General features: G+C 76.2%; 20 protein-coding genes. 9 read left to right on the plus strand and 11 right to left on the minus strand.

Annotation, left to right across the window (positions count from 1 at the left end; all coding sequences use genetic code 11):
- Window positions 1–4 precede the first annotated feature (4 nt).
- Together ACQP6G_RS09605 and ACQP6G_RS09610 are read right to left on the minus strand one after the other, a co-directional pair.
- Window positions 5–451: a hypothetical protein gene (locus ACQP6G_RS09605; protein ID WP_429764061.1), complete on the minus strand. Its 447-nt coding sequence runs from the start codon at window positions 449–451 to the stop codon at window positions 5–7.
- A gap of 11 nt (window positions 452–462) precedes the next feature.
- Window positions 463–1704: a GNAT family N-acetyltransferase gene (locus ACQP6G_RS09610; protein ID WP_429764062.1), complete on the minus strand. Its 1242-nt coding sequence runs from the start codon at window positions 1702–1704 to the stop codon at window positions 463–465.
- A 61-nt stretch (window positions 1705–1765) separates the two neighbouring features.
- Here ACQP6G_RS09610 and ACQP6G_RS09615 point away from each other — a divergent pair, with 61 nt between their 5' ends.
- Window positions 1766–3178: an MFS transporter gene (locus ACQP6G_RS09615; protein WP_429764063.1), complete on the plus strand. Its 1413-nt coding sequence runs from the start codon at window positions 1766–1768 to the stop codon at window positions 3176–3178.
- Here ACQP6G_RS09615 and ACQP6G_RS09620 read toward each other — a convergent pair.
- Window positions 3162–3626 carry a GNAT family N-acetyltransferase gene (locus ACQP6G_RS09620; protein WP_429764064.1) on the minus strand — a complete coding sequence of 155 codons (465 nt, stop codon included), beginning with the start codon at window positions 3624–3626 and terminating at the stop codon, window positions 3162–3164. The two genes, ACQP6G_RS09615 and ACQP6G_RS09620, sit on opposite strands and share 17 nt — an antisense overlap.
- A 140-nt stretch (window positions 3627–3766) precedes the next feature.
- On the opposite strand from ACQP6G_RS09620, the gene ACQP6G_RS09625 reads away from it, so the two are divergent.
- Window positions 3767–3913, plus strand: a complete 147-nt coding sequence (locus tag ACQP6G_RS09625; RefSeq protein WP_486606401.1) for a DUF2804 family protein — start codon at window positions 3767–3769, stop codon at window positions 3911–3913.
- Window positions 3914–3990: 77 nt separating this feature from the next.
- Here the strand turns inward: ACQP6G_RS09625 and ACQP6G_RS09630 are convergent, their stop codons facing one another.
- Window positions 3991–4578 (minus strand): HD domain-containing protein, encoded by a 588-nt coding sequence (locus ACQP6G_RS09630; RefSeq protein ID WP_429764065.1) that lies wholly within the window; start codon window positions 4576–4578, stop codon window positions 3991–3993.
- Window positions 4579–4669: 91 nt separating this feature from the next.
- Between ACQP6G_RS09630 and ACQP6G_RS09635 the strand changes: the two genes are divergently transcribed.
- Both ACQP6G_RS09635 and ACQP6G_RS09640 read left to right on the plus strand, forming a co-directional pair.
- On the plus strand, window positions 4670–5692 hold the full coding sequence (locus ACQP6G_RS09635; protein ID WP_429764066.1) for an NAD-dependent epimerase/dehydratase family protein: 1023 nt from the start codon (window positions 4670–4672) through the stop codon (window positions 5690–5692).
- Window positions 5693–5864: 172 nt separating this feature from the next.
- Window positions 5865–6632 carry an SDR family NAD(P)-dependent oxidoreductase gene (locus ACQP6G_RS09640; protein ID WP_429764067.1) on the plus strand — a complete coding sequence of 256 codons (768 nt, stop codon included), beginning with the start codon at window positions 5865–5867 and terminating at the stop codon, window positions 6630–6632.
- An 87-nt stretch (window positions 6633–6719) separates the two neighbouring features.
- Here ACQP6G_RS09640 and ACQP6G_RS09645 read toward each other — a convergent pair whose 3' ends face one another.
- From ACQP6G_RS09645 to ACQP6G_RS09655, 3 genes are read right to left on the minus strand one after another with little or no spacing between them, the layout of a single operon-like run.
- Window positions 6720–7220, minus strand: a complete 501-nt coding sequence (locus tag ACQP6G_RS09645) for an SRPBCC family protein (protein WP_429764068.1) — start codon at window positions 7218–7220, stop codon at window positions 6720–6722.
- Window positions 7217–7594, minus strand: a complete 378-nt coding sequence (locus ACQP6G_RS09650) for an ArsR/SmtB family transcription factor (protein ID WP_429764069.1) — start codon at window positions 7592–7594, stop codon at window positions 7217–7219. The genes ACQP6G_RS09645 and ACQP6G_RS09650 overlap by 4 nt, the downstream gene beginning before the upstream one ends.
- A gap of 38 nt (window positions 7595–7632) precedes the next feature.
- Window positions 7633–8424 carry a DUF2599 domain-containing protein gene (locus tag ACQP6G_RS09655; RefSeq protein ID WP_429764070.1) on the minus strand — a complete coding sequence of 264 codons (792 nt, stop codon included), beginning with the start codon at window positions 8422–8424 and terminating at the stop codon, window positions 7633–7635.
- Between the two features lie 82 nt (window positions 8425–8506).
- Between ACQP6G_RS09655 and ACQP6G_RS09660 the strand changes: the two genes are divergently transcribed.
- On the plus strand, window positions 8507–9379 hold the full coding sequence (locus ACQP6G_RS09660) for a siderophore-interacting protein (RefSeq protein ID WP_429764071.1): 873 nt from the start codon (window positions 8507–8509) through the stop codon (window positions 9377–9379).
- A gap of 17 nt (window positions 9380–9396) precedes the next feature.
- On the opposite strand, the gene ACQP6G_RS09665 is transcribed toward ACQP6G_RS09660, so the two are convergent.
- The 3 genes from ACQP6G_RS09665 to ACQP6G_RS09675 form a co-directional block, all read right to left on the minus strand.
- Window positions 9397–10548: a M24 family metallopeptidase gene (locus tag ACQP6G_RS09665; RefSeq protein ID WP_429764072.1), complete on the minus strand. Its 1152-nt coding sequence runs from the start codon at window positions 10546–10548 to the stop codon at window positions 9397–9399.
- A gap of 91 nt (window positions 10549–10639) precedes the next feature.
- Complete coding sequence (locus ACQP6G_RS09670; protein ID WP_429764073.1) at window positions 10640–11563, minus strand: NADP-dependent oxidoreductase; 924 nt, start codon at window positions 11561–11563, stop codon at window positions 10640–10642.
- Between the two features lie 89 nt (window positions 11564–11652).
- Window positions 11653–12663: a GlxA family transcriptional regulator gene (locus tag ACQP6G_RS09675; RefSeq protein WP_429764074.1), complete on the minus strand. Its 1011-nt coding sequence runs from the start codon at window positions 12661–12663 to the stop codon at window positions 11653–11655.
- Between the two features lie 83 nt (window positions 12664–12746).
- Between ACQP6G_RS09675 and ACQP6G_RS09680 the strand changes: the two genes are divergently transcribed.
- Window positions 12747–13355, plus strand: coding sequence for an isochorismatase family protein (locus ACQP6G_RS09680; RefSeq protein ID WP_429764075.1), 609 nt, complete (start codon window positions 12747–12749; stop codon window positions 13353–13355).
- A gap of 9 nt (window positions 13356–13364) precedes the next feature.
- Here ACQP6G_RS09680 and ACQP6G_RS09685 read toward each other — a convergent pair whose 3' ends face one another.
- A complete protein-coding gene (locus ACQP6G_RS09685) occupies window positions 13365–14579 on the minus strand; it encodes an amidohydrolase (RefSeq protein ID WP_429764076.1) in 1215 nt (404 codons plus the stop codon).
- Between the two features lie 143 nt (window positions 14580–14722).
- Here ACQP6G_RS09685 and ACQP6G_RS09690 point away from each other — a divergent pair, with 143 nt between their 5' ends.
- The 3 genes from ACQP6G_RS09690 (at window position 14723) to ACQP6G_RS09700 (ending at window position 17340) form a co-directional block, all read left to right on the plus strand.
- Window positions 14723–15367 carry a GntR family transcriptional regulator gene (locus ACQP6G_RS09690; RefSeq protein WP_429764077.1) on the plus strand — a complete coding sequence of 215 codons (645 nt, stop codon included), beginning with the start codon at window positions 14723–14725 and terminating at the stop codon, window positions 15365–15367.
- Between the two features lie 162 nt (window positions 15368–15529).
- The gene (locus ACQP6G_RS09695) at window positions 15530–16714 is read left to right on the plus strand and encodes a sensor histidine kinase (protein WP_429764078.1); all 1185 of its coding nucleotides are present in this window, start codon (window positions 15530–15532) and stop codon (window positions 16712–16714) included.
- Window positions 16711–17340: a response regulator gene (locus ACQP6G_RS09700; protein ID WP_429764079.1), complete on the plus strand. Its 630-nt coding sequence runs from the start codon at window positions 16711–16713 to the stop codon at window positions 17338–17340. Before ACQP6G_RS09695 ends, ACQP6G_RS09700 begins: the two co-directional genes overlap by 4 nt.
- Window positions 17341–17344: the final 4 nt, after the last annotated feature.

Consider the following 17344-nt stretch of genomic DNA (forward strand, 5'->3'; position numbering starts at 1 on the left):
ACCTCTAGGTATGGCGGCTAGTCCTCGCGCGCCCGCGCCGGGAGACGGCGCGCACGAGGGCGACGCCCGCCGTCCCGCCGACGGCGGCGCCCACCGCGGACCAGAGCAGGGCCGTCGGGGAGAAGGCAGGGTCGAGCACCGGGGCGAGGGCGGGCCACCGCTCGGCGAGCGCCCCGGGCAGCGGGGTCAGCCCCAGCAGCTCGACCGCCGCGCAGAGACCGAACCCGGTCAGGCCCGCCGCGAGCGGGTGCATCCCGGGGCGGACGACCAGGACGAGGACGGCGACGAGGGCCGCGGCCAGCACGCCGCCGAGCGCGTCGCCGACCGGGTCCGGGAGCCGGTGCTCGGCCAGCCGCCCGACGCGCGCGACGAGGACCGCCAGCAGGAGCAGCGCGAGCCGGGGTGCGAGCGCGCGGGCCACGGTGGCGGAGGCGGGAGCGCGGCCGGGCACGGCAGAGCGCCTCAGAAGTAGTCGCGCACGTGCACCTGGCGACCGCCCCACAGGGCGTCCCAGAGGGCGTCGTGCGCGTCGGGTCCCGAGACGCCGCCCGCGAGCCGGGCGTTCGCCGTCGACTGCGCGCCCGCCCACGTCGCGGCCAGCCCGGCGGACGTGAACGTCAGGCGGTCGCCGGCGGTCGCGGCGTCGTCGGGCGAGACGCGCACCGCGCCGTCGGCCGCCTCGAGGGTCCACGCGCCCTCGAGGTCCGGCGTCCGCGGGTCGACGACGGCGAACGGGACGCGGGCCGTCACCGGGGCCACGCGGGAGGCGCCGAGCGCGCCGGGCACGTCGAGCAGGCGCAGCATGTACGGGCGCGGCGCGGAGGTGGCCGCGTGGTCGGGCAGCACGAGACGCGACACGTCGATGCCGGACCAGCCGCCCGACGTGCAGACCTGCACCCCGCCCGCGACCGACGTGAACGAGGCGAGCACACGCCACAGGACGCGGGCAGCGTCGGGGACGAGCGCGACGAGGTCGTCGACCTCGATGGTGTTGGTGCGGTCGTAGCCCTGACCGCGCGACCAGCTCGCGAAGCCCAGCACCTCCTCGTCCGCCCCCGCGCCGCGCACCGCGAGGCTGACGCCGGTGTACTCGGCGTCGGGCCCGACCATCTCGTCGGCCTCCATGGTGAACGGCGTCTCGTCGCGCGAGAGCGGCCCGTTCTGCGCGGACGCCCACTGCTCGTACACCCGCCGGACGGCGGGGACGTCGGCGGCGGTGGCGCGCCGGGCACGCACGCCCTCGGCGGGCCGGGGCACGGCCGCGAGCGCCGCCATCGGGATCTGCACGTCCTCGAAGGCGCCGACCACCTCGTAGCCCAGCCCGCGGTAGATGCCCGCCGACGACGGGTAGAGCGTCGAGACGACGTCGCCGAGCGCGCGGGCCTCGGCGAGCGCGGCCTCCATCAGCGGGCGGAGCAGCCCGGAGCCCCGGTGCTCCGCGACGACGGTGACGCCCGCGAAGCCTGCGGTGGGCAGCCGGGCGCCGTGGAACCACGACGTGAACGACCGGACGCCCAGCCCGGCGACGACCTCTCCCGCGTCCGTCGCGACCCAGGGCCGGATGTTCGGCAGGGGCCAGGCCGCCGGGTCGGGGTCGGGTGCGGGCGTGGACGGGACGCCGAACGCCTCGGCGCCGAGGCGCCGCGAGGCGGGGACGTCGGTGATGGCGGTGCGCCGGAACTCTGGTCTCGCGTCGCTGCTCACGTCGGTGACGGTAGCGCGCCGCAGCGGGCGCGTCACCGGCATTGCGCCGTACCGTGAACCGGTGAGCACACCGTCCGTGCCCGACGCGACGCAGGCGCGGCTGCGCAGCCGCGTCCTGGTGGTCGCGATCCTGGCCTCGTTCGTGTCGTTCCTCGACGGCACGGTCGTGAACGTGGCCCTGCCCGCCATCGGCGACGAGCTCGGCGGCTCGGGGGAGGCGCGGCTCAGCCTGCAGCAGTGGGTGGTGGACGGCTACCTCGTCACGCTCGGTTCGCTCATCCTGCTCGCGGGGTCCCTGTCGGACCTGTACGGGCGGCGCCGGGTGCTCGTCGCGGGGCTGGTGGGGTTCGCCGCGGCGTCGGTGCTGTGCGCGCTCGCGCCGACCGGCCCGGTCCTCGTGGGCGCCCGCCTGCTGCAGGGGGTGGCCGGGGCGCTGCTGGTGCCGAGCTCGCTGGCGCTCATCATCTCGACGTTCGAGGGTGAGGCGCAGGGCCGCGCCATCGGACGATGGACGGCGTGGACCGGGACGGCGATGATCGTGGGCCCGTTCGTCGGCGGCGGCCTGGTCGACCTGTTGTCCTGGCGCTGGGTGTTCTGGATCAACCTGCCGGTCGTCGTCGTCACGCTGGTGCTGCTGCGGCCCGTGCCCGAGGTGCACCAGACCACCGGGCGCCGGCTCGACGTGCCGGGCGCCGTGCTCGCCGCGACCGGCCTCGCGGCGGGCGTGTACGGGCTCATCGAGCGGACGTGGGCCGCCGTCGCCGTCGGCGCGGTGCTCCTGGTCGCGTTCGTGGTCTACGAGCGGCGGGCGCGCGACCCGATGATGCCGCCCCGCCTGTTCGCCGCGCGCAACTTCGCGTGGGGCAACGTCGCGACGTTCGCCGTCTACGGGGCGCTCTCGCTCGGCGGGTTCGTGCTCGGCCTGTTCCTGCAGCAGGTGGCGGGCTACTCGGCCACCGCCGCCGGGGTCGCGCAGCTGCCGTCGACCCTCGCGATGCTCGCGCTGTCGACGCGCTTCGGCACCCTCGCCGCCCGGTACGGGGCTCGGTGGTTCATGACGATCGGGCCGGTGGTCGCGGGCGCCGGCTACCTGCTGCTCCTCACGATGGACGCGAGCGCGCACTACGTCACGCAGGTGCTGCCGGGCCTGCTCGTGTTCGGCCTGGGCCTGTCCATCACGGTCGCTCCGCTGACGGCGGCGATCCTCGGGGCGGCGCCGCCCGCGGACGCCGGCATCGCCTCCGCGGTGAACAACGCCGTCTCGCGCGTGGCCGGGCTGCTGACCGTCGCGTTCGCCGGCGTCATCCTCGGCGGGGTGCTCGACGTCGCGTCGTTCCACCGCGCGCTGCTGGTCACCGCGGGGCTGCTCGTGCTCGGCGGCCTGGTGAGCATGGTCGGCATCCGGGACGTGCGCCGCCCGGCGGCGTCCGGCGCGGCGGACGCCGCCGGTCCCGACGTCACAGGGGCAGCTTGAAGCCCTCGTGCGACTGCGCGTAGCCGAGCGACCGGTAGAACCGGTGTGCGTCCGGGCGCTGCTTGTCCGACGTGAGCTGGGCCAGGACGCAGCCGCGCTCGCGGCCACGCTCGTGGGCGTGCGCCATGAGCGCCCGGCCGAGGCCCTGACCCCGCAGCGCGGCGTCGACGCGCACCGCCTCGACGAGGAGCCGCGTCGCGCCGTTGCGCGAGATGCCGGGCACGAACGTCAGCTGCATGCAGCCCACCACCGCGCCGTCCAGCTCGGCGACGACCAGCTCGTCGTTCGGGCTGGCGTCGACCGCCTCGAATCCCGCGACGTGCGCGGGGCCGAACACGCCGGTCCGGGCGGCGGCGACGGCGTCGTCGGCGATGAGCTCGACGACGCGCGGCAGGTCGTCGCGGGTCGCGAGGCGGAAGGTGACGGCGGGGGCGGGGGAGTCGGGCACGCCCGGACGCTAGCAGGCGGCGCCAGCCTCGCCCGCCGCTCAGCTCGGCGGGACGTCGACGCGCGCCGGCGCGACCACCGAGAACGGGCTGCTCGTCGACGGCCGTCTCCGCAAGATCCACGACGAGCTCCCACGACCGCGTGAGCCGCACCCAGCCGGGCATCGTGGCGTCGTCCACCCACCAGCGCTCCGGCACCTGGTCGGGCCGGATCACGACCGACGACGGCGCACGCCTCGACGTCGACGGCCTCGACGGTGGGGCGGAGGACGTCGCGCAGCGCTGGTGATCGCGGGTGCCGGCGGCCGGGCTGTGGTGCCGCGGCTGCGTCCGGACGGTGAGGTCGCGGCGGGCGCCCGGCGGCGCTCAGCGCACCCGGTCGGCCCCGCCCGCGGCGACGTAGGCGGCCACGACCGACGCGGGCTTGCGCGCGGCCTGGTCCCGGAGGCAGGCGCTGAACGTGTCGCGGAAGTCGAGCCGCGGCCAGCGGGCCTCCAGGTCGGCGCGGAGCGTCGCGTGCCAGTGCTCGAGGCCGCGGCCGCTGACGTCGGCGCCGGTGGACCGGGCGAGCAGGTACCCCTCCGGGCGCTCGTCCGCCGGGACGTCGTCGTCGTCGAGCATGTGGTCGACGACCGCGCGCGCCACGCGGTCGCGACGGTCGACCGACCAGCCCGCGCCCGCGGCGACCGCCCACGCCACGTTCCCGCCCGCGACCTCGAACGGCTCGGCGTGCGCGTCGAAGCCGGCGGTCAGGCCGGTGTCGTGCAGGAGACCCGCGACGGCGAGCACCTCGTCGTCGAGGGGGAGGGCCAGCCGCCGCCCGAGGTCGGCCGCCAGCAGGGTGGAGCGCACGGCGTGGTGCACGAGCGCCGCGGGGGAGGAGCGCACGAGCACGTCGAACGCCGCGCGGACGGGCACGGATGGGGGCAGCCCGTCGGGCAGCGCGTCGGTCATGGCACGGACGGTAGCGCGTCGGCGTCCCCGGACGTTCTGCCGCGGGCGGAAGGCGGGGGCGGGCGGCGTCGGGGTGCGCCAGGGTGGGGCCATGAAGCTCCTCGTGCTGGGTGGTTCGGTGTTCCTGTCGAGGGCGGTCGCGGCGGACGCCGCGGCGCGCGGGCACGAGGTGGTGGCCGCGAACCGCGGCCGGTCTGGGACGGTGCCGGAGGGCGTGCGGCATGTGCCGCTGGACCGCGCGGAACCGTTCCGGGAGGACCTCGCGGCGGAGGGGTTCGACGCCGTCGTGGACGTGTCGCGCACCCCGTCGCACGTGCGACGCGCGGTCGCGGCGCTGCCCGATGCGCACTGGGTGTTCGTCTCGACGGTCAACGTGTACGCGGACGACGCCGATCCGGGCGGTCCCGGCGTCGGGCGGCTGCGCGAGCCTCAGCCGGACGACGTCGACGGGGCGGGGGACCCGGAGGCCTACGGCGCGATGAAGGTCGCGTGCGAGAACGCCGTCCGCGACGGCGCGGCCACCGCCGTCGTCGTGCGCCCCGGCCTCATCGTGGGCCCGGGCGACCCGAGCGGACGGTTCGCGTACTGGCCGGCGCGCCTGGGTCGGGTGCCGGCTGGCGCCGCCGACGTGCTGTCGCCGGGCGACCCCGCGGACCCCGTGCAGGTGATCGACGTGCGTGACCTCGCAGCCTGGGTGGTGGACCTGGCCGAGCGCCGCGCCGAGGGGACCTTCGACGCCGTCGGGCCGGTGACCGCGGTGGGCGACCTGCTCGCCGCGGTGGCGCGCGGTGTCGGCGCCGCGCCGCGCTGGGTGTGGGCGGACGACGCCGCCCTGGAGGCGGCGGGCGTCCGGCCGTGGTCGGGGGAGCGGTCGCTGCCGCTGTGGCTGCCGCGGCCCGAGTACGCGGGGATGCCCGCGCACGACGCCGCGCCCGCGACTGAGGCCGGCCTGGCGCCGCGACCGGTCGAGGAGACGGCGCGCGACACCCTGGCGTGGCTCCGCGCGACGCCCGACGCGCACGTCACCGGGCTGACCGCGGACGAGGAGGCCGGCGTCGTCGCCGACGTCGAGGCCGCCGTGCGCCGGACGGCGCGGAAGGCCTCCGGCGTCTAGTGCGTCACTCTCGGGGGAGAGCGGGCCTCGGCGCCCGGCGCGCGGGCTTACGGTCGAAGGGTCAGCGCCCTTTCCCTCACGAAGGTGACGGGGCGGTCGTTCGTCCCGTCCGGGCCGTCGTCACGCAGACCGCGTCCCTGCCCGTCGGGGCGTGGTGCGAAGGAGTACGGACATGGCGGCAGGCAGCAGTCTCGCGGGTCGGGTGGCGCTCGTGACGGGCGGCGGTTCGGGCATCGGCGAGGCGGTGAGCAAGGAGCTCGCGGCGCACGGCGCCCGGGTCGTGGTGACCGACATCCGGTTGGACGCCGCGCAGCGCGTGGCCGACGAGATCGTCGCCGCCGGCGGCGAGGCCGCGGCGTTCGAGCAGAACACCGCGGTGAAGGAGGACTCCGCCCGGGCCGTCGAGTTCGCGAAGGCCACGTTCGGCGGGCTCAACTACGCCGTGAACAACGCGGGCATCGGCGGCCAGCAGGCGCCGGCGGGGGAGACCGACCTGGACGACTGGGACCGGGTCATCGACATCAACCTCAACGGCGTGCTCTACGGGATGCGGGCGCAGATCCCGGCGATGCTCGAGCGGGGCGCCGGCGAGAGCGCGATCGTCAACATGGCGTCGATCCACGGCACCGTCGCTGCGCTCGGCAACGGCGCCTACACGGCCGCCAAGCACGGCGTCGTCGGCATCACGAAGAACGCCGCCGCCGAGTACGGCCCGCAGGGGCTGCGCATCAACGCGGTCGGCCCGGCGTACATCAAGACGCCGCTGGTCGAGTCGAGCCTTCCCGCCGAGGCCCGCGAGGCGCTCGTCGCCAAGCACCCGCTCGGCCGCCTCGGCGAGCCCGAGGAGGTCGCGCGCGTCGTACGGTTCCTGCTCTCGGACGACGCGTCGTTCGTCACGGGCGCGTACTGGCTGATCGACGGCGGCTACACCGCCGTCTGACCTCACGCCGCGTCGAACAGGCGGTTGCCACCGGTACGGGCCTCGATCCGGTCGCATACCGGTGCAACCGCCTGTTCGGCGTTCGGGTCAGCGGGAGGCGAGGGACGCGGCGAGCTCGTCGACGAGGTCGAAGCCCTCCTGCAGCCCGCCCTCCATGCCGGACTCGACGATCGCGTCGCGGACCTCCTTGCTCGGCGCGCGCGTGACGAGCGTGAGAGTGGTGGCGCCGTCCTCCTCCGTGAAGGTGTAGGTGTTCATGGTCGCCGCGGCGTCGCCGTCGGGCATGCCCTCGAAGACCTCGGTGTGCACCAGGCGCTCCGGCGGGACCACCTCGGTGAACTCGCCGTGGAACGCGACCTCGAACCCGCCGTCGGCCTCCATCGCGTAGCGGTAGGTGCCGCCGGGGCGCGGGTCGATCTCGATGCTCGTCACGGTGCCCCGCTTGCCGGCCCACCAACGCGCGATCAGCTCGGGCTCGGTGAACACGCGCCAGACGTCGGCCGCGGGGGCGGCGAACCGGCGCACGACCTGGATGTCGGTGTCGTTCGGCAGCGTCAGGACGGCGGTGCCGGTGGTGGTGCTGGTCATGATCGATCTCCTCGGGGCTCCGGGGGCTGGTCCGGGCGGGTGCCCGGCGGGTCGTCCAGGGTGTCGAGCAGCTCGTCGATGAGCTCGAACCGCTCCTCCCACAGCCGCTCGTACCGGCCGACCCATGCGTGGATCTCCTGCAGGGGCCGGGCGTCCGCGCGGTAGAGGCGACGACGGCCGTCGTCGCGGACCTCGACCAGCCCGACCTCCCGCAGCACCTTGAGGTGCTTGGAGACCACGGGCTGGGCGACGTGGAGCAGCTCGGCGAGCTCGCCGACGCCCCGTTCCTGCTGCGCCAGCGCGTCGAGGATCTCGCGGCGCCGGGGCTCGGCCACCGCGTTGAACGCATCCGTCGTCGTCGCTGCGCGTGCCATGAGCCCAACCTATGCCTATATCGGAATATGTCAAGGGGTCAGGAGGTCGGGTTGCAGCGCGCGGCCATGGTCGCGACCAGCCCGACGTCCGGCCGCCACGGCTCCAGGTTCCACGAGTCCTTGTCCGGCGCGCCGATCGCGTGGCACTCGAGCTGGTCGCGCATCGTCGCGGTGTCGACCTCCGGGTCCGCCGCCACCAGCTCGGCCCAGACCAGGTCCGTGCCGGCCTGCCCGGCCTCGCGCGCCCAGCCCGTCGGCACGACGGCGAGGGACCGGCCGCCCTCGCGGTCGCCCCAGTCCGTGCTCGCCACCGCCGAGGTGCCCAGGGTGGTCGCGGCGCCGCCGGCGTCCTCGTCGTCCGTGCCGCCCGTCGCGCGGACCTCCAGGCGCGAGCCGTCGACCGCCGTCAGGCGAGCGCCCCGCGGGGCGGACAGCCCGCCGATCGCCGTGCCGTCGCTGCGCACCGTGACGCTGCCGTCGACGCGGGTCTCGAACGCGCCGCGCGAGACCAGCGTGATCGTCGGCGGGTCGGCATCGCCGACCGCGGGCCGTTCGAGGGTCACGGTCGCCGTGCCGGCCTGCTCGTCGGGGGTGACGTGCACGCCCGGGTCGTCGGGAGTCGCGTCGGGGACCGACACCTCCAGCGTCACGTCGCCGGCCGTCACCTCGACCCGGAGCGGCTCCTCGGGGGTCGCGGACGGCGCCGCGCTCGTCATCGCGCTCGGCGCCGCGGTCGGCGCGGGCGTCGACGGCGTGCAGGCGGCGAGGGCGAGGAGCGTGACGAGCGCAGGGAGCGCGGGGAGCGCGCGCGACCGGAGGCGGGGCTGCACGGTCCCAGTCTCGGGCACGAGGCCGTCCGCGACATCGGACAGAAGCTGGTCAACGAGGTGAGGTTCGCCTAACCTTACCGACGTGAGCACCCGAACGCTGTCGAAGCCGGTCGACCCGCACGTCCTCGTCGCCGAGGTCGTCACGACGAAGCGACTGAGCCCGCACCTGCAACGAGTCACGCTCGGCATCGGCGACATCGACCGCCTCACTCTCGTGGGCGATGACCAGTGGTTCCGACTCTTCCTGCCGCGCCCCGGCCAGGACGCGCTGAAGCTCCCCACGCGCACGTCGAACCTCGGCTGGTACGCCCAGTACCTCGCGACCCCTCGCGCCCGCCGCCCGCTGGTGCGCAACTACACGATCCGCGCGGCGCGGCCCGAGCTGCACGAGATCGACGTCGACTTCGTGCTGCACGGCCACGACGACGCGGCGCCCGCGGGGCCGGACGGCGGCCACGAGCCCCTCGGCCCGGGTGCGGGCTTCGCGCTGTCCGCCCGCCCGGGGGACCGGGTCGGCATCCTCGACCAGGGCACCTACCACCACCGGCAGGCAGCGTGCGACTGGCGGCTGCTCGTCGCCGACGAGAGCGGGCTGCCCGCCGTCGCCGGTATCTGCGAGGCGCTGCCCGACGACGCGCGTGGCGTCGCCGTCGTCGAGGTGCCCACCGCCGACGACCGGCAGGACTTCCGCGTCCCGGACGGCGTGGACCTGCGGTGGGTCGAGCGCGACCGTGCCGCCGCCGACGACCCGGCCCTCGGCGAGGTGCCCGGCCGTGCCGCTCTCGACGTCGTCCGCGGGGCCGACCTGCCGGCGGGCGCCGGGTATGCGCTCGTCGCCGGCGAGCAGGCGCTCGCGGCCGGCGTGCGGCGGCACCTGGTGAACGACCGGCAGTGGCCGAACGCGGCGGTCGACTTCGTCGGCTACTGGCGGCACGGCAAGGCCTCGCCCAGCTGACCTGCCGGTCGACCCGGCTACTCGACGACGACCACCTCGTGCGGCGAGGTGTTGAGCCGCACGCCGGCATCGGGAGTGTCGGCCAGACCGGGCGCCCCGGCGGGGAACGCGACGACGATGTCCTCGATGCGCACGCCGAACTCGCCCGGCAGGTAGATCCCCGGCTCGACGGAGAAGCACATCCCGGCCTCGATCGGGGTGCTCTCGCCCTCCACCATGTACGGCGGCTCGTGCGTCGTCAGGCCGATGCCGTGACCCGTGCGGTGCACGAAGAACTCGCCGAACCCGGCGTCGGCGATGACGGTGCGGGAGGCGCGATCGACGTCCTGGCAGGTCGCGCCGGGACGCACGGCGTCGACGCCCGCCTGCTGCGCCGCGCGCACGACGTCGTGCACCTCCTGCTCGCGCGCGGTGGGCGCGCCGACGTGCACCGTGCGGGTGGTGTCGGAGCCGTAGCCGTCGGCGAGCCCGCCGAAGTCCATGACCACCATGTCGCCCTCGCGGATCACCCGGTCGCCGGCCTCGTGGTGCGGGTCGGCGCCGTTCTCGCCCGCGCACACGAGCGTGAAGTCGACCTGCTCGTGCCCGTGGGAGCGCAGCAGGGCGTCCAGGTCGTCGGACACCTCGCGCTCGGCGCGGCCGGCGAACCGGCGGGTGACGATCTCGGCGAACACGGCGTCCGCCCCGGCGCCCGCAGCGGCGAGCCGGGCCACCTCCTCGGGCGACTTGGCGGCGCGCAGCATCGGCAGGGCGTTCGTGACGGCGGCGTACGACGACGCGGGCAGGGCGCGCTGCAGGCCCAGCACGTGCAGCGCCCACGCCGCGTCGCTGATCGCGTACCGGCCGTCCGGGCGTAGGAGCCGGCCGGCGACCTCGTGCTCGTCCTCGCCGTCCGACCAGGTGACCGCCTCGATGCCGCCGACGGCGCCGACCTCGAGGTCGTGGGCCTCGAGCTTCGGCACGACGGCGACGGCGTCGCCCCCGCCGTCGTCGGACGCGGGGATGGCGAGCAGCGTGAGCCGCTCCGTGTCCGCGGCGGGGGTGTAGCCGAGGAAGTAGCGCAGGTCGGGGCCGGGGGTCACCAGCACCCCGGCGAGACCGGCGGCGGCCGCCTGGGCGGCGGCGCGGCGACGGCGGTCGGCGTACACGGCGGGGGCGAAGGGCGTCATGTGCCCAGGGTGCCGCGTGCGGCCCGGGCCTGCACCACCACGGTGGGGAGGACGGTAGGGAGGACGGGAGGACGCGCGGTGGGAGGCGCCGTCAGACGCGCACCACGATCTTGCCGCGCCCGTGGCCGCTCTCGCTGGCACGGTGGGCGTCGGCGGCGTCGGCGAGATCGAAGACCTGGCCCACCTCCACGGCGACCTTGCCGGCGTCGATCAGCGCGCCGAGGGCCTCCAGGTCGGCGCTCGACGGGCGCACCCACACGTAGTGCCCGCCGTGCTCCGTGCGCGCCGTCGCGTCCGTGATGGACGTGACCGTCCCGCCCGGCGCGAGCAGCGCGGCGCTGGTCGCGACGGCGTCGCCACCCACGTAGTCGAGCGCGACGTCGACGCCCTCCGGGGCGAGGGCGCGGACGCGGTCGGCCAGCCCGTCGCCGTAGGTGACGGGCTCGGCGCCGAGGCCGCGCAGGAAGTCGTGGTTGGCCTCGCTCGCGGTGCCGATCACGCGGGCGCCGAGGCCGCGCGCGATCTGCACGGCGAAGGAGCCGACGCCGCCTGCGGCCGCGTGCACCAGCACGGTCTGGCCCTCCCGCACCCCGGACCGCAGGATGGTCTGGTAGGCCGTGAGCCCCGCGAGCGGCACCGCGGCCGCCTCCTCGAAGCTCAGCGACGCGGGCTTGCGCGCCAGCGTCCGCACGGGCGCGGCGACCAGCTCGGCGAACGTGCCGCCGTGCACCCAGTCCTTGCGGACGTACCCGTACACCTCGTCGCCGACCTCGAACTCGGGGGTGTCGAGGCCCACCTGCTCCACGACGCCCGCGACGTCCCAGCCGGGGACGACGGGGAACTGCGTGTCGAACAGCCCGTCCAGGTAGCCCTGGCGGACCTTCCAGTCGACGGGGTTGACGGACGCGGCGCGCACGCGCACGACGACGACGTCCGCCCCGGGGCGCGGGTCGGGCTGGTCGGTGAGCTCGAGGACGTCGGCGCCGCCGAAGCGGGAGTAGGTGATGGCTCGCATGCCCGGCACAACAGACGACGGGCCGCGAGACTTCCCGCGCCCCGGCCCCGATGTCGCCCGCTCGTCGCTCCCGCCCGCCGCCCGAGGCGTCAGGCCGTGACCCGGAAGCGCTCGCGGTACCGCGCGGGCGTGGTGTCGAGCCGGCGCCGGAACGCGCGGGCCAGGGTGTCGGTCGTGCCGAACCCGCACGCGGTCGCGACGCGCTCCAGGGTGTCGTCCGTGGTCTCCAGCCGCTGGCGCGCCGCCTCGACGCGGATCGACTCGACGTAGGCCGCGGGCGTGGTGCCCAGCTCGCTCTTGAACAGCCGGGTCAGCTGCCGTTCGCTCAGGTGCGCGCGCTCGGCGAGCCCGGCGACCGTCAGCGGGGACGCCACGTTCCGCAGGACGTGCTGGCGCAGGTCGTCCACGCGCCGCGTGGTCGCGCGGGGGTCGGTCGCGACGGAGAACTGGCTCTGCCCTCCCGGCCGCTTGAGGTACATCACCAGCTGCCGGGCCACGCGCATCGCGACCTCCTGGCCGAGGTCGTCCGCGACCAGCGCGAGCGTGAGGTCGAGGCATGCGGTGAGGCCCGCGCCCGTCCAGATGCCGCCGTCGCGGACGAAGATCGGGTCCGGGTCGACGTGCACCTCGGGGTGCTCGTCGGCGAGCTGCCCTGCGGTGGACCAGTGCGTGGTGGCGCGCACGCCGTCCAGGAGGCCGGCGTCGGCGAGCACGTGCGCGCCCACGCAGACGGACGCGAGGCGCCGGGTGCGCGGCGCCAGCTCCCGGACGCGCCGTACGACGGTGGGGTCGACGACGGCGCGCACCCGCCGGTCGTCGTCGAGCTCGACCGCTCCGGGCACGACGACGGTGTCGACGGCGCGCCCGGCGAGGTCGTCGAACGTGGCGTCGGGCAGCACCCGGACACCGGCCGACGTGGTCACGGGGTCGAGCGTCGCGGCGGCGAGGACGACGGCGTAGCCCGGCGGCTCGTCGGTCTCCCGCCGTACGAGCGAGAAGACCTCGGCGGGCCCGGTGACGTCGAGCAGGTCGACGCCGTCGAACAGCGTGACCACCACGAGGCGCTCGATCATGGGGATGTCCGAATCTGCGGGTTGCATGTCATTGCCGACACGGTAACCCCGTTCGTAGCGTGGAGGGGCGCCGCCCGGCGGCGACCGACCGACCTCCCGGAGGGACCTTCATGACCAGCACCACGCTCCGCGACCTCAGCGGCCTCGACCCGACCCCGGCCTCGCTCGCCGCGTCGACCGTGATCCTCGTCGACTACCAGACCACGTACACGCGGGGCGCGATGGAGCTGGAGGGCTGGGAGCCCGCGCTCGACGCCGCCGCGGACCTCCTGGCCCGCGCCCGCGCGGCGGGCGCCACGGTGGTCCACGTGCAGCACGACGGCGGCGCGGGATCGCCCTACGACCTGGCCACCGAGCTCGGGCAGATCCACCCGCGCGTCGCCCCGAGGCCCGGGGAGGCGGTGGTCACCAAGACGGCCCCGGACTCCTTCGTCCGCACCGAGCTGGGCGACCTCGTCGCCGCGGCCGGGCACGACGACGTCGTGGTGGTGGGGTTCATGACCCACATGTGCGTGACGTTCACGGCCCAGGGCGCGTTCCTGCGCGGCCTGCGGCCCACCGTGGTCGCCGACGCCTGCGCGACCCGGTCGCTGGCGAGCGCGGCGGGCGAGGCCCCCGCGGCGCAGCTGCACCGCGGGGCCCTCGCGACCGTCGCCGACCTGTACGGGGTGGTCGTGGCCACGGCCGACGACCTCACCGGGCAGGCGGCGGCCGCCTGACGCAGGCGGTCAGACGAGCACCTCGCCGTCGCGGGCGACCACCCGGCCGCCCGCGACGACGAGCGCCCGGCGCGGCGCGCGCACCACGGCGTCAGGCACGTTCTCGGCGTCGACGAGCACCACGTCGGCCGGGGCGCCGACCACGAGGTCGTGCACCTCGCGGCCGACGAACCGGGCGGCGTCCGAGGACGCGACGCGCGCCGCGGTGACGAGCTCCTCGTCGTACCGCAGGCCCGACAGGCGCGCGAGCTGCGTGGTGAGCGCGAGCAGGTCGCCCGTCCCGTACGGGGACCACAGGTCGCGGATGCCGTCGGTGCCGAGGCCGACCGGGACGCCGGCCTCGCGCAGCGCCAGCAGCGGCAGGGGAGCGGCGCCGATCGGCGCCACCGTCGTCATGGTGATGCCGGCCTCGGCCATCGCCGCGAGGAGGTCGGCCCGGCGCGACCCGGGCAGCTGACCGACCGCGAAGCCGTGCGCGACGTTGACCCTGCCCTGGAGCCCGGCCCGCAGGGTGCGGTCGACCATCAGCTCGACCTGGAACGCGCCCAGCTCCCCGCCGTCGTGCAGGTGCACGTCGATCCCGACGCCGCGCCGCTCCGCGATCTCGAACAGCCCGTCGAGCTGGCCCACCGGGTCGCGGTCGATCGACGCGGGGTCCAGGCCGCCGACGTGCTCGGCGCCCGCGGCGGCCGCCCGGTCCAGCAGCTCCAGGACTCCGGGGCGACGCAGCACGCCGTCCTGCGGGAACGCCACGATCTCCGCGTGGACGGCGCCGCCCAGCGCCGCGACAGCCTCGCGCACCACCTCGATGCCCCGCAGACCCACACCGAGGTCGACGTCCACGTGCGTGCGCACCGCCGTCGTGCCCGTGCGGACCGACTCGCGGAGCACCGCCAGGGTGACGTCGACGCCGGGGATGCCGAGCTCGTCGCGGTGCGCGCGCTCGTGCGCGATGCGCGCCCGGACGCCCGGCTCGCCGCCGTAGCTCACCCACGGCTTGCCCCACCACGACTTGTCGACGTGCGCGTGCGCGTTGACCAGACCGGGCAGCGCGAGCAGGCCGCCCCCGTCGACCGCCCCGTCCGCCTCGCCGGCGGCCGGCGCAGCGGCGTCGTGCGGCACGACGGCGGTGATGACGCCGTCCCTCACGTGCAGGTCGGAGCGCTCGCCGCCCCAGGGCCGCACGTCGCGCAGCACGGTGACGGTGGTGGGGGCGCTGGTCATGGGGCTTCCTCCTCGAAGGGGGCGACCGCCTGCGGCCGTCCGGGGATGGTGAACTCGTCGCTCTGGTCGGAGCCGTCGGGCGCCGCGTCGAGCGGGGCGATGGTATGCCATATTCGCCTCCGGCTGGCTGGCAAGATGTGCGCATGTCCTCCGAGCTCTCGGCCCCCTTCGAGCCCGAGTCCGTGCGGGTGGCGCGCGTCGTCCGCGAGCAGATCGTGGACGGCTCCCGGGAGCCGGGGAGCCGCCTGGTCGAGCGCGACCTGGCCGCCGAGCTGGGCGTGAGCCGCATCCCCGTGCGGGACGCGCTGCGCACGCTCGTCGCGGAGGGGCTCGTCACCCCGCGCCCGCGCACCTGGGCCGTGGTCCGCGAGTTCAGCGACGCCGACGTCGACCACCTGCACGAGGTGCGCGAGGCGACGGATCCCCTGCACTTCCGGCTCGCGGCGACGCGCCGGTCGCCGGAGCAGCTCGAGGCCCTCACCGAGGCGTGGCAGCGGGAGGACGCCGCCGCCCGCGCGGGCGACGGCCCCACGGCCCGGCGCGCCGGCGCCGACTTCCACGAGCGCGTCGTCGAGGCCGCCGGGAACCCGGTGCTCCTCGAGCTGCACCTCGTGATCGCCAGCCGCGTGCGCTGGCTGCTCGGGCAGCACCTCGACCTGCAGGCGATCGCCGACGAGCACCGCGAGCTCCTCGACGCCGTCCGTGACGGGGACGGCGAGGCCGCCGCCCGCCTGGCCGGCGCGCACCTCGGCACGAGCCGGGCCGCGGCCCAGGAGCGCCGGGCCTGACGCAGGCCGTGCCAGGCACGAGGCCGTGGGCGAGGCCGCGGGCGAGGTCATGCGCCCTCGCTCGCCGCCCCCGCCGCGACGGCGCATCGGCACTTCCGGGGCGCGTCGGCTCATCCGAACGGATGAGGTGCGGATCAACCCCGCCCGGTTAGCGTGCTCGTCGTGCCCGGATCCCTCACCCGCGGCGTGCACCTCGCGTTCGCCGCGCTCGTCGCGACGTCCGCCGCGCGCTACCTCACCAACCACGGCCTCGACGGCCGGTGGTGGCTGGTCGTCGTGCTCGTCGCGGTGGTCGCCGCCGCGTACGCGGCGCTGGTGGTGCTCGCGCGGCAGACCGGACCGACGGCCCGCCGCGTCGCGGTCGACCTGGTGCTGGGCGTCCTGCTCCTGGCGTGGGGCGCCCTCGTGCTGGTGGCGCCGAGCTTCGCCTGGTCGGCGATCCCGCTGTTCTTCGTCTGCCGCACGCTGGTGCCCGTGCCCGCCGCGCACGTCCTGGTGGGCGCCGTCGCCGTGGTGACGGGCGTCGCGCTCTTCGGCCTGTCCGGGCGCAGCGACTGGGCGGCCGCCGTCGCGCCGCTCGTGGTGGCGGTGCTGCTCAGCCTCGCGTACGACGCGATCGTGCGGCAGGCGGGGGAGCGGGTCCGCTTGCAGCGCGAGGTCGCCGTCCTGGCCGAGCGCGAGCGCGTGGCGCGCGAGATCCACGACACCGTGGCCCAGTCCCTGTCCTCCGCGGTGCTGCGGCTCGAGGCCGCCGACCAGCGCTGGGACGCCGACCCCGGCGCCGCGCGCGACGACGCCCGGCAGGCCGCCGTCGCCGTGCGCGCCAGCCTCGGGCAGACGCGCGACCTCGTGCACGACCTCGTGGACCCGCCCCCGGCGGCGGGCGGCGTGGCCCCGGCGGACGTCGCGGCCGCGATCCGGACGGCGGCGCGCCGCCACGTCCCGGACGCCGAGCTCACCGTGGTGGGCGAGCCCGTGCGGGTCGGCGCCGAGACGGCGCACGCCCTCGCGCGCATCGCCCAGAGCGCCGTGGCGAACGTGGACCGGCACGCCGGCGCCGCGCGGCTCGGCCTCACCCTCACGTACCTTCCCGACGCCGTCGCGCTCGACGTGTTCGACGACGGCCGCGGCTTCGACGTCGCGCAGGTCCTGGCGCGGACCGCCGGCGCGGGGGCTCCCGGACGGCAGGGCGGGTTCGGGCTCCGCGCCATGCGGCAGCGGGTGGCGCAGCTCGGTGGCACGATCACGGTGGAGAGCTCGCCGGGCGAGGGGACCGTCGTCGGGGTGCAGCTGCCCGTCGTCGCCGACGCCGGGACGGCCTGGCCGAAGGACCAGGAGGACGCATGAGCGACCCGATCACCGTGCTGCTCGTGGACGACCACCACGTGGTGCGCGCCGGGCTGCGCGCGCTGCTCGACTCGCAGCCGGACATCAGCGTGGTCGGGGAGGCGGGCACCGCCGACGAGGCACTCGACGCCGTAGGGCGCCTCGCGCCCGCGCTCGTCGTCATGGACCTCGAGCTGGGCGCGGGGGAGGACGGCGTCGCCGCCACCCGCCGTATCCGGGCCGCCCACCCCGACCTGCCCGTCCTCGTGTTCAGCGCCTACGACACCGACGCCGACGTGGTGCGCGTCGTCGACGCGGGCGCCATCGGCTACGTCCTCAAGGACGCCCCGCCGGCCGAGATCTTCTCCGCCGTGCGCGGCGCCGTCGTCGGGCGCAGCGTGCTGTCCCCGCCGGTCGCGTCCCGGCTCATGCAGCAGGCGCAGAACCCCGGCAGCGCGCTCACCCCGCGGGAGGCGGAGCTGCTCACGCTGCTCGCGCAGGGGCTGAGCAACCGGGAGCTCGGGCGCCGGCTGTTCATCTCCGAGGCGACCGTGAAGACCCACCTCGCGCACGTGTACGCCAAGCTCGGCGTCGAGTCGCGGGCGGCCGCTGTCGCGCACGCGCTGCGCGGGCAGACGGTGCGCTGACGGC

The organism is Isoptericola nanjingensis (assembly GCF_050311635.1).
GTDB classification, from domain to species: domain Bacteria; phylum Actinomycetota; class Actinomycetes; order Actinomycetales; family Cellulomonadaceae; genus Isoptericola; species Isoptericola nanjingensis.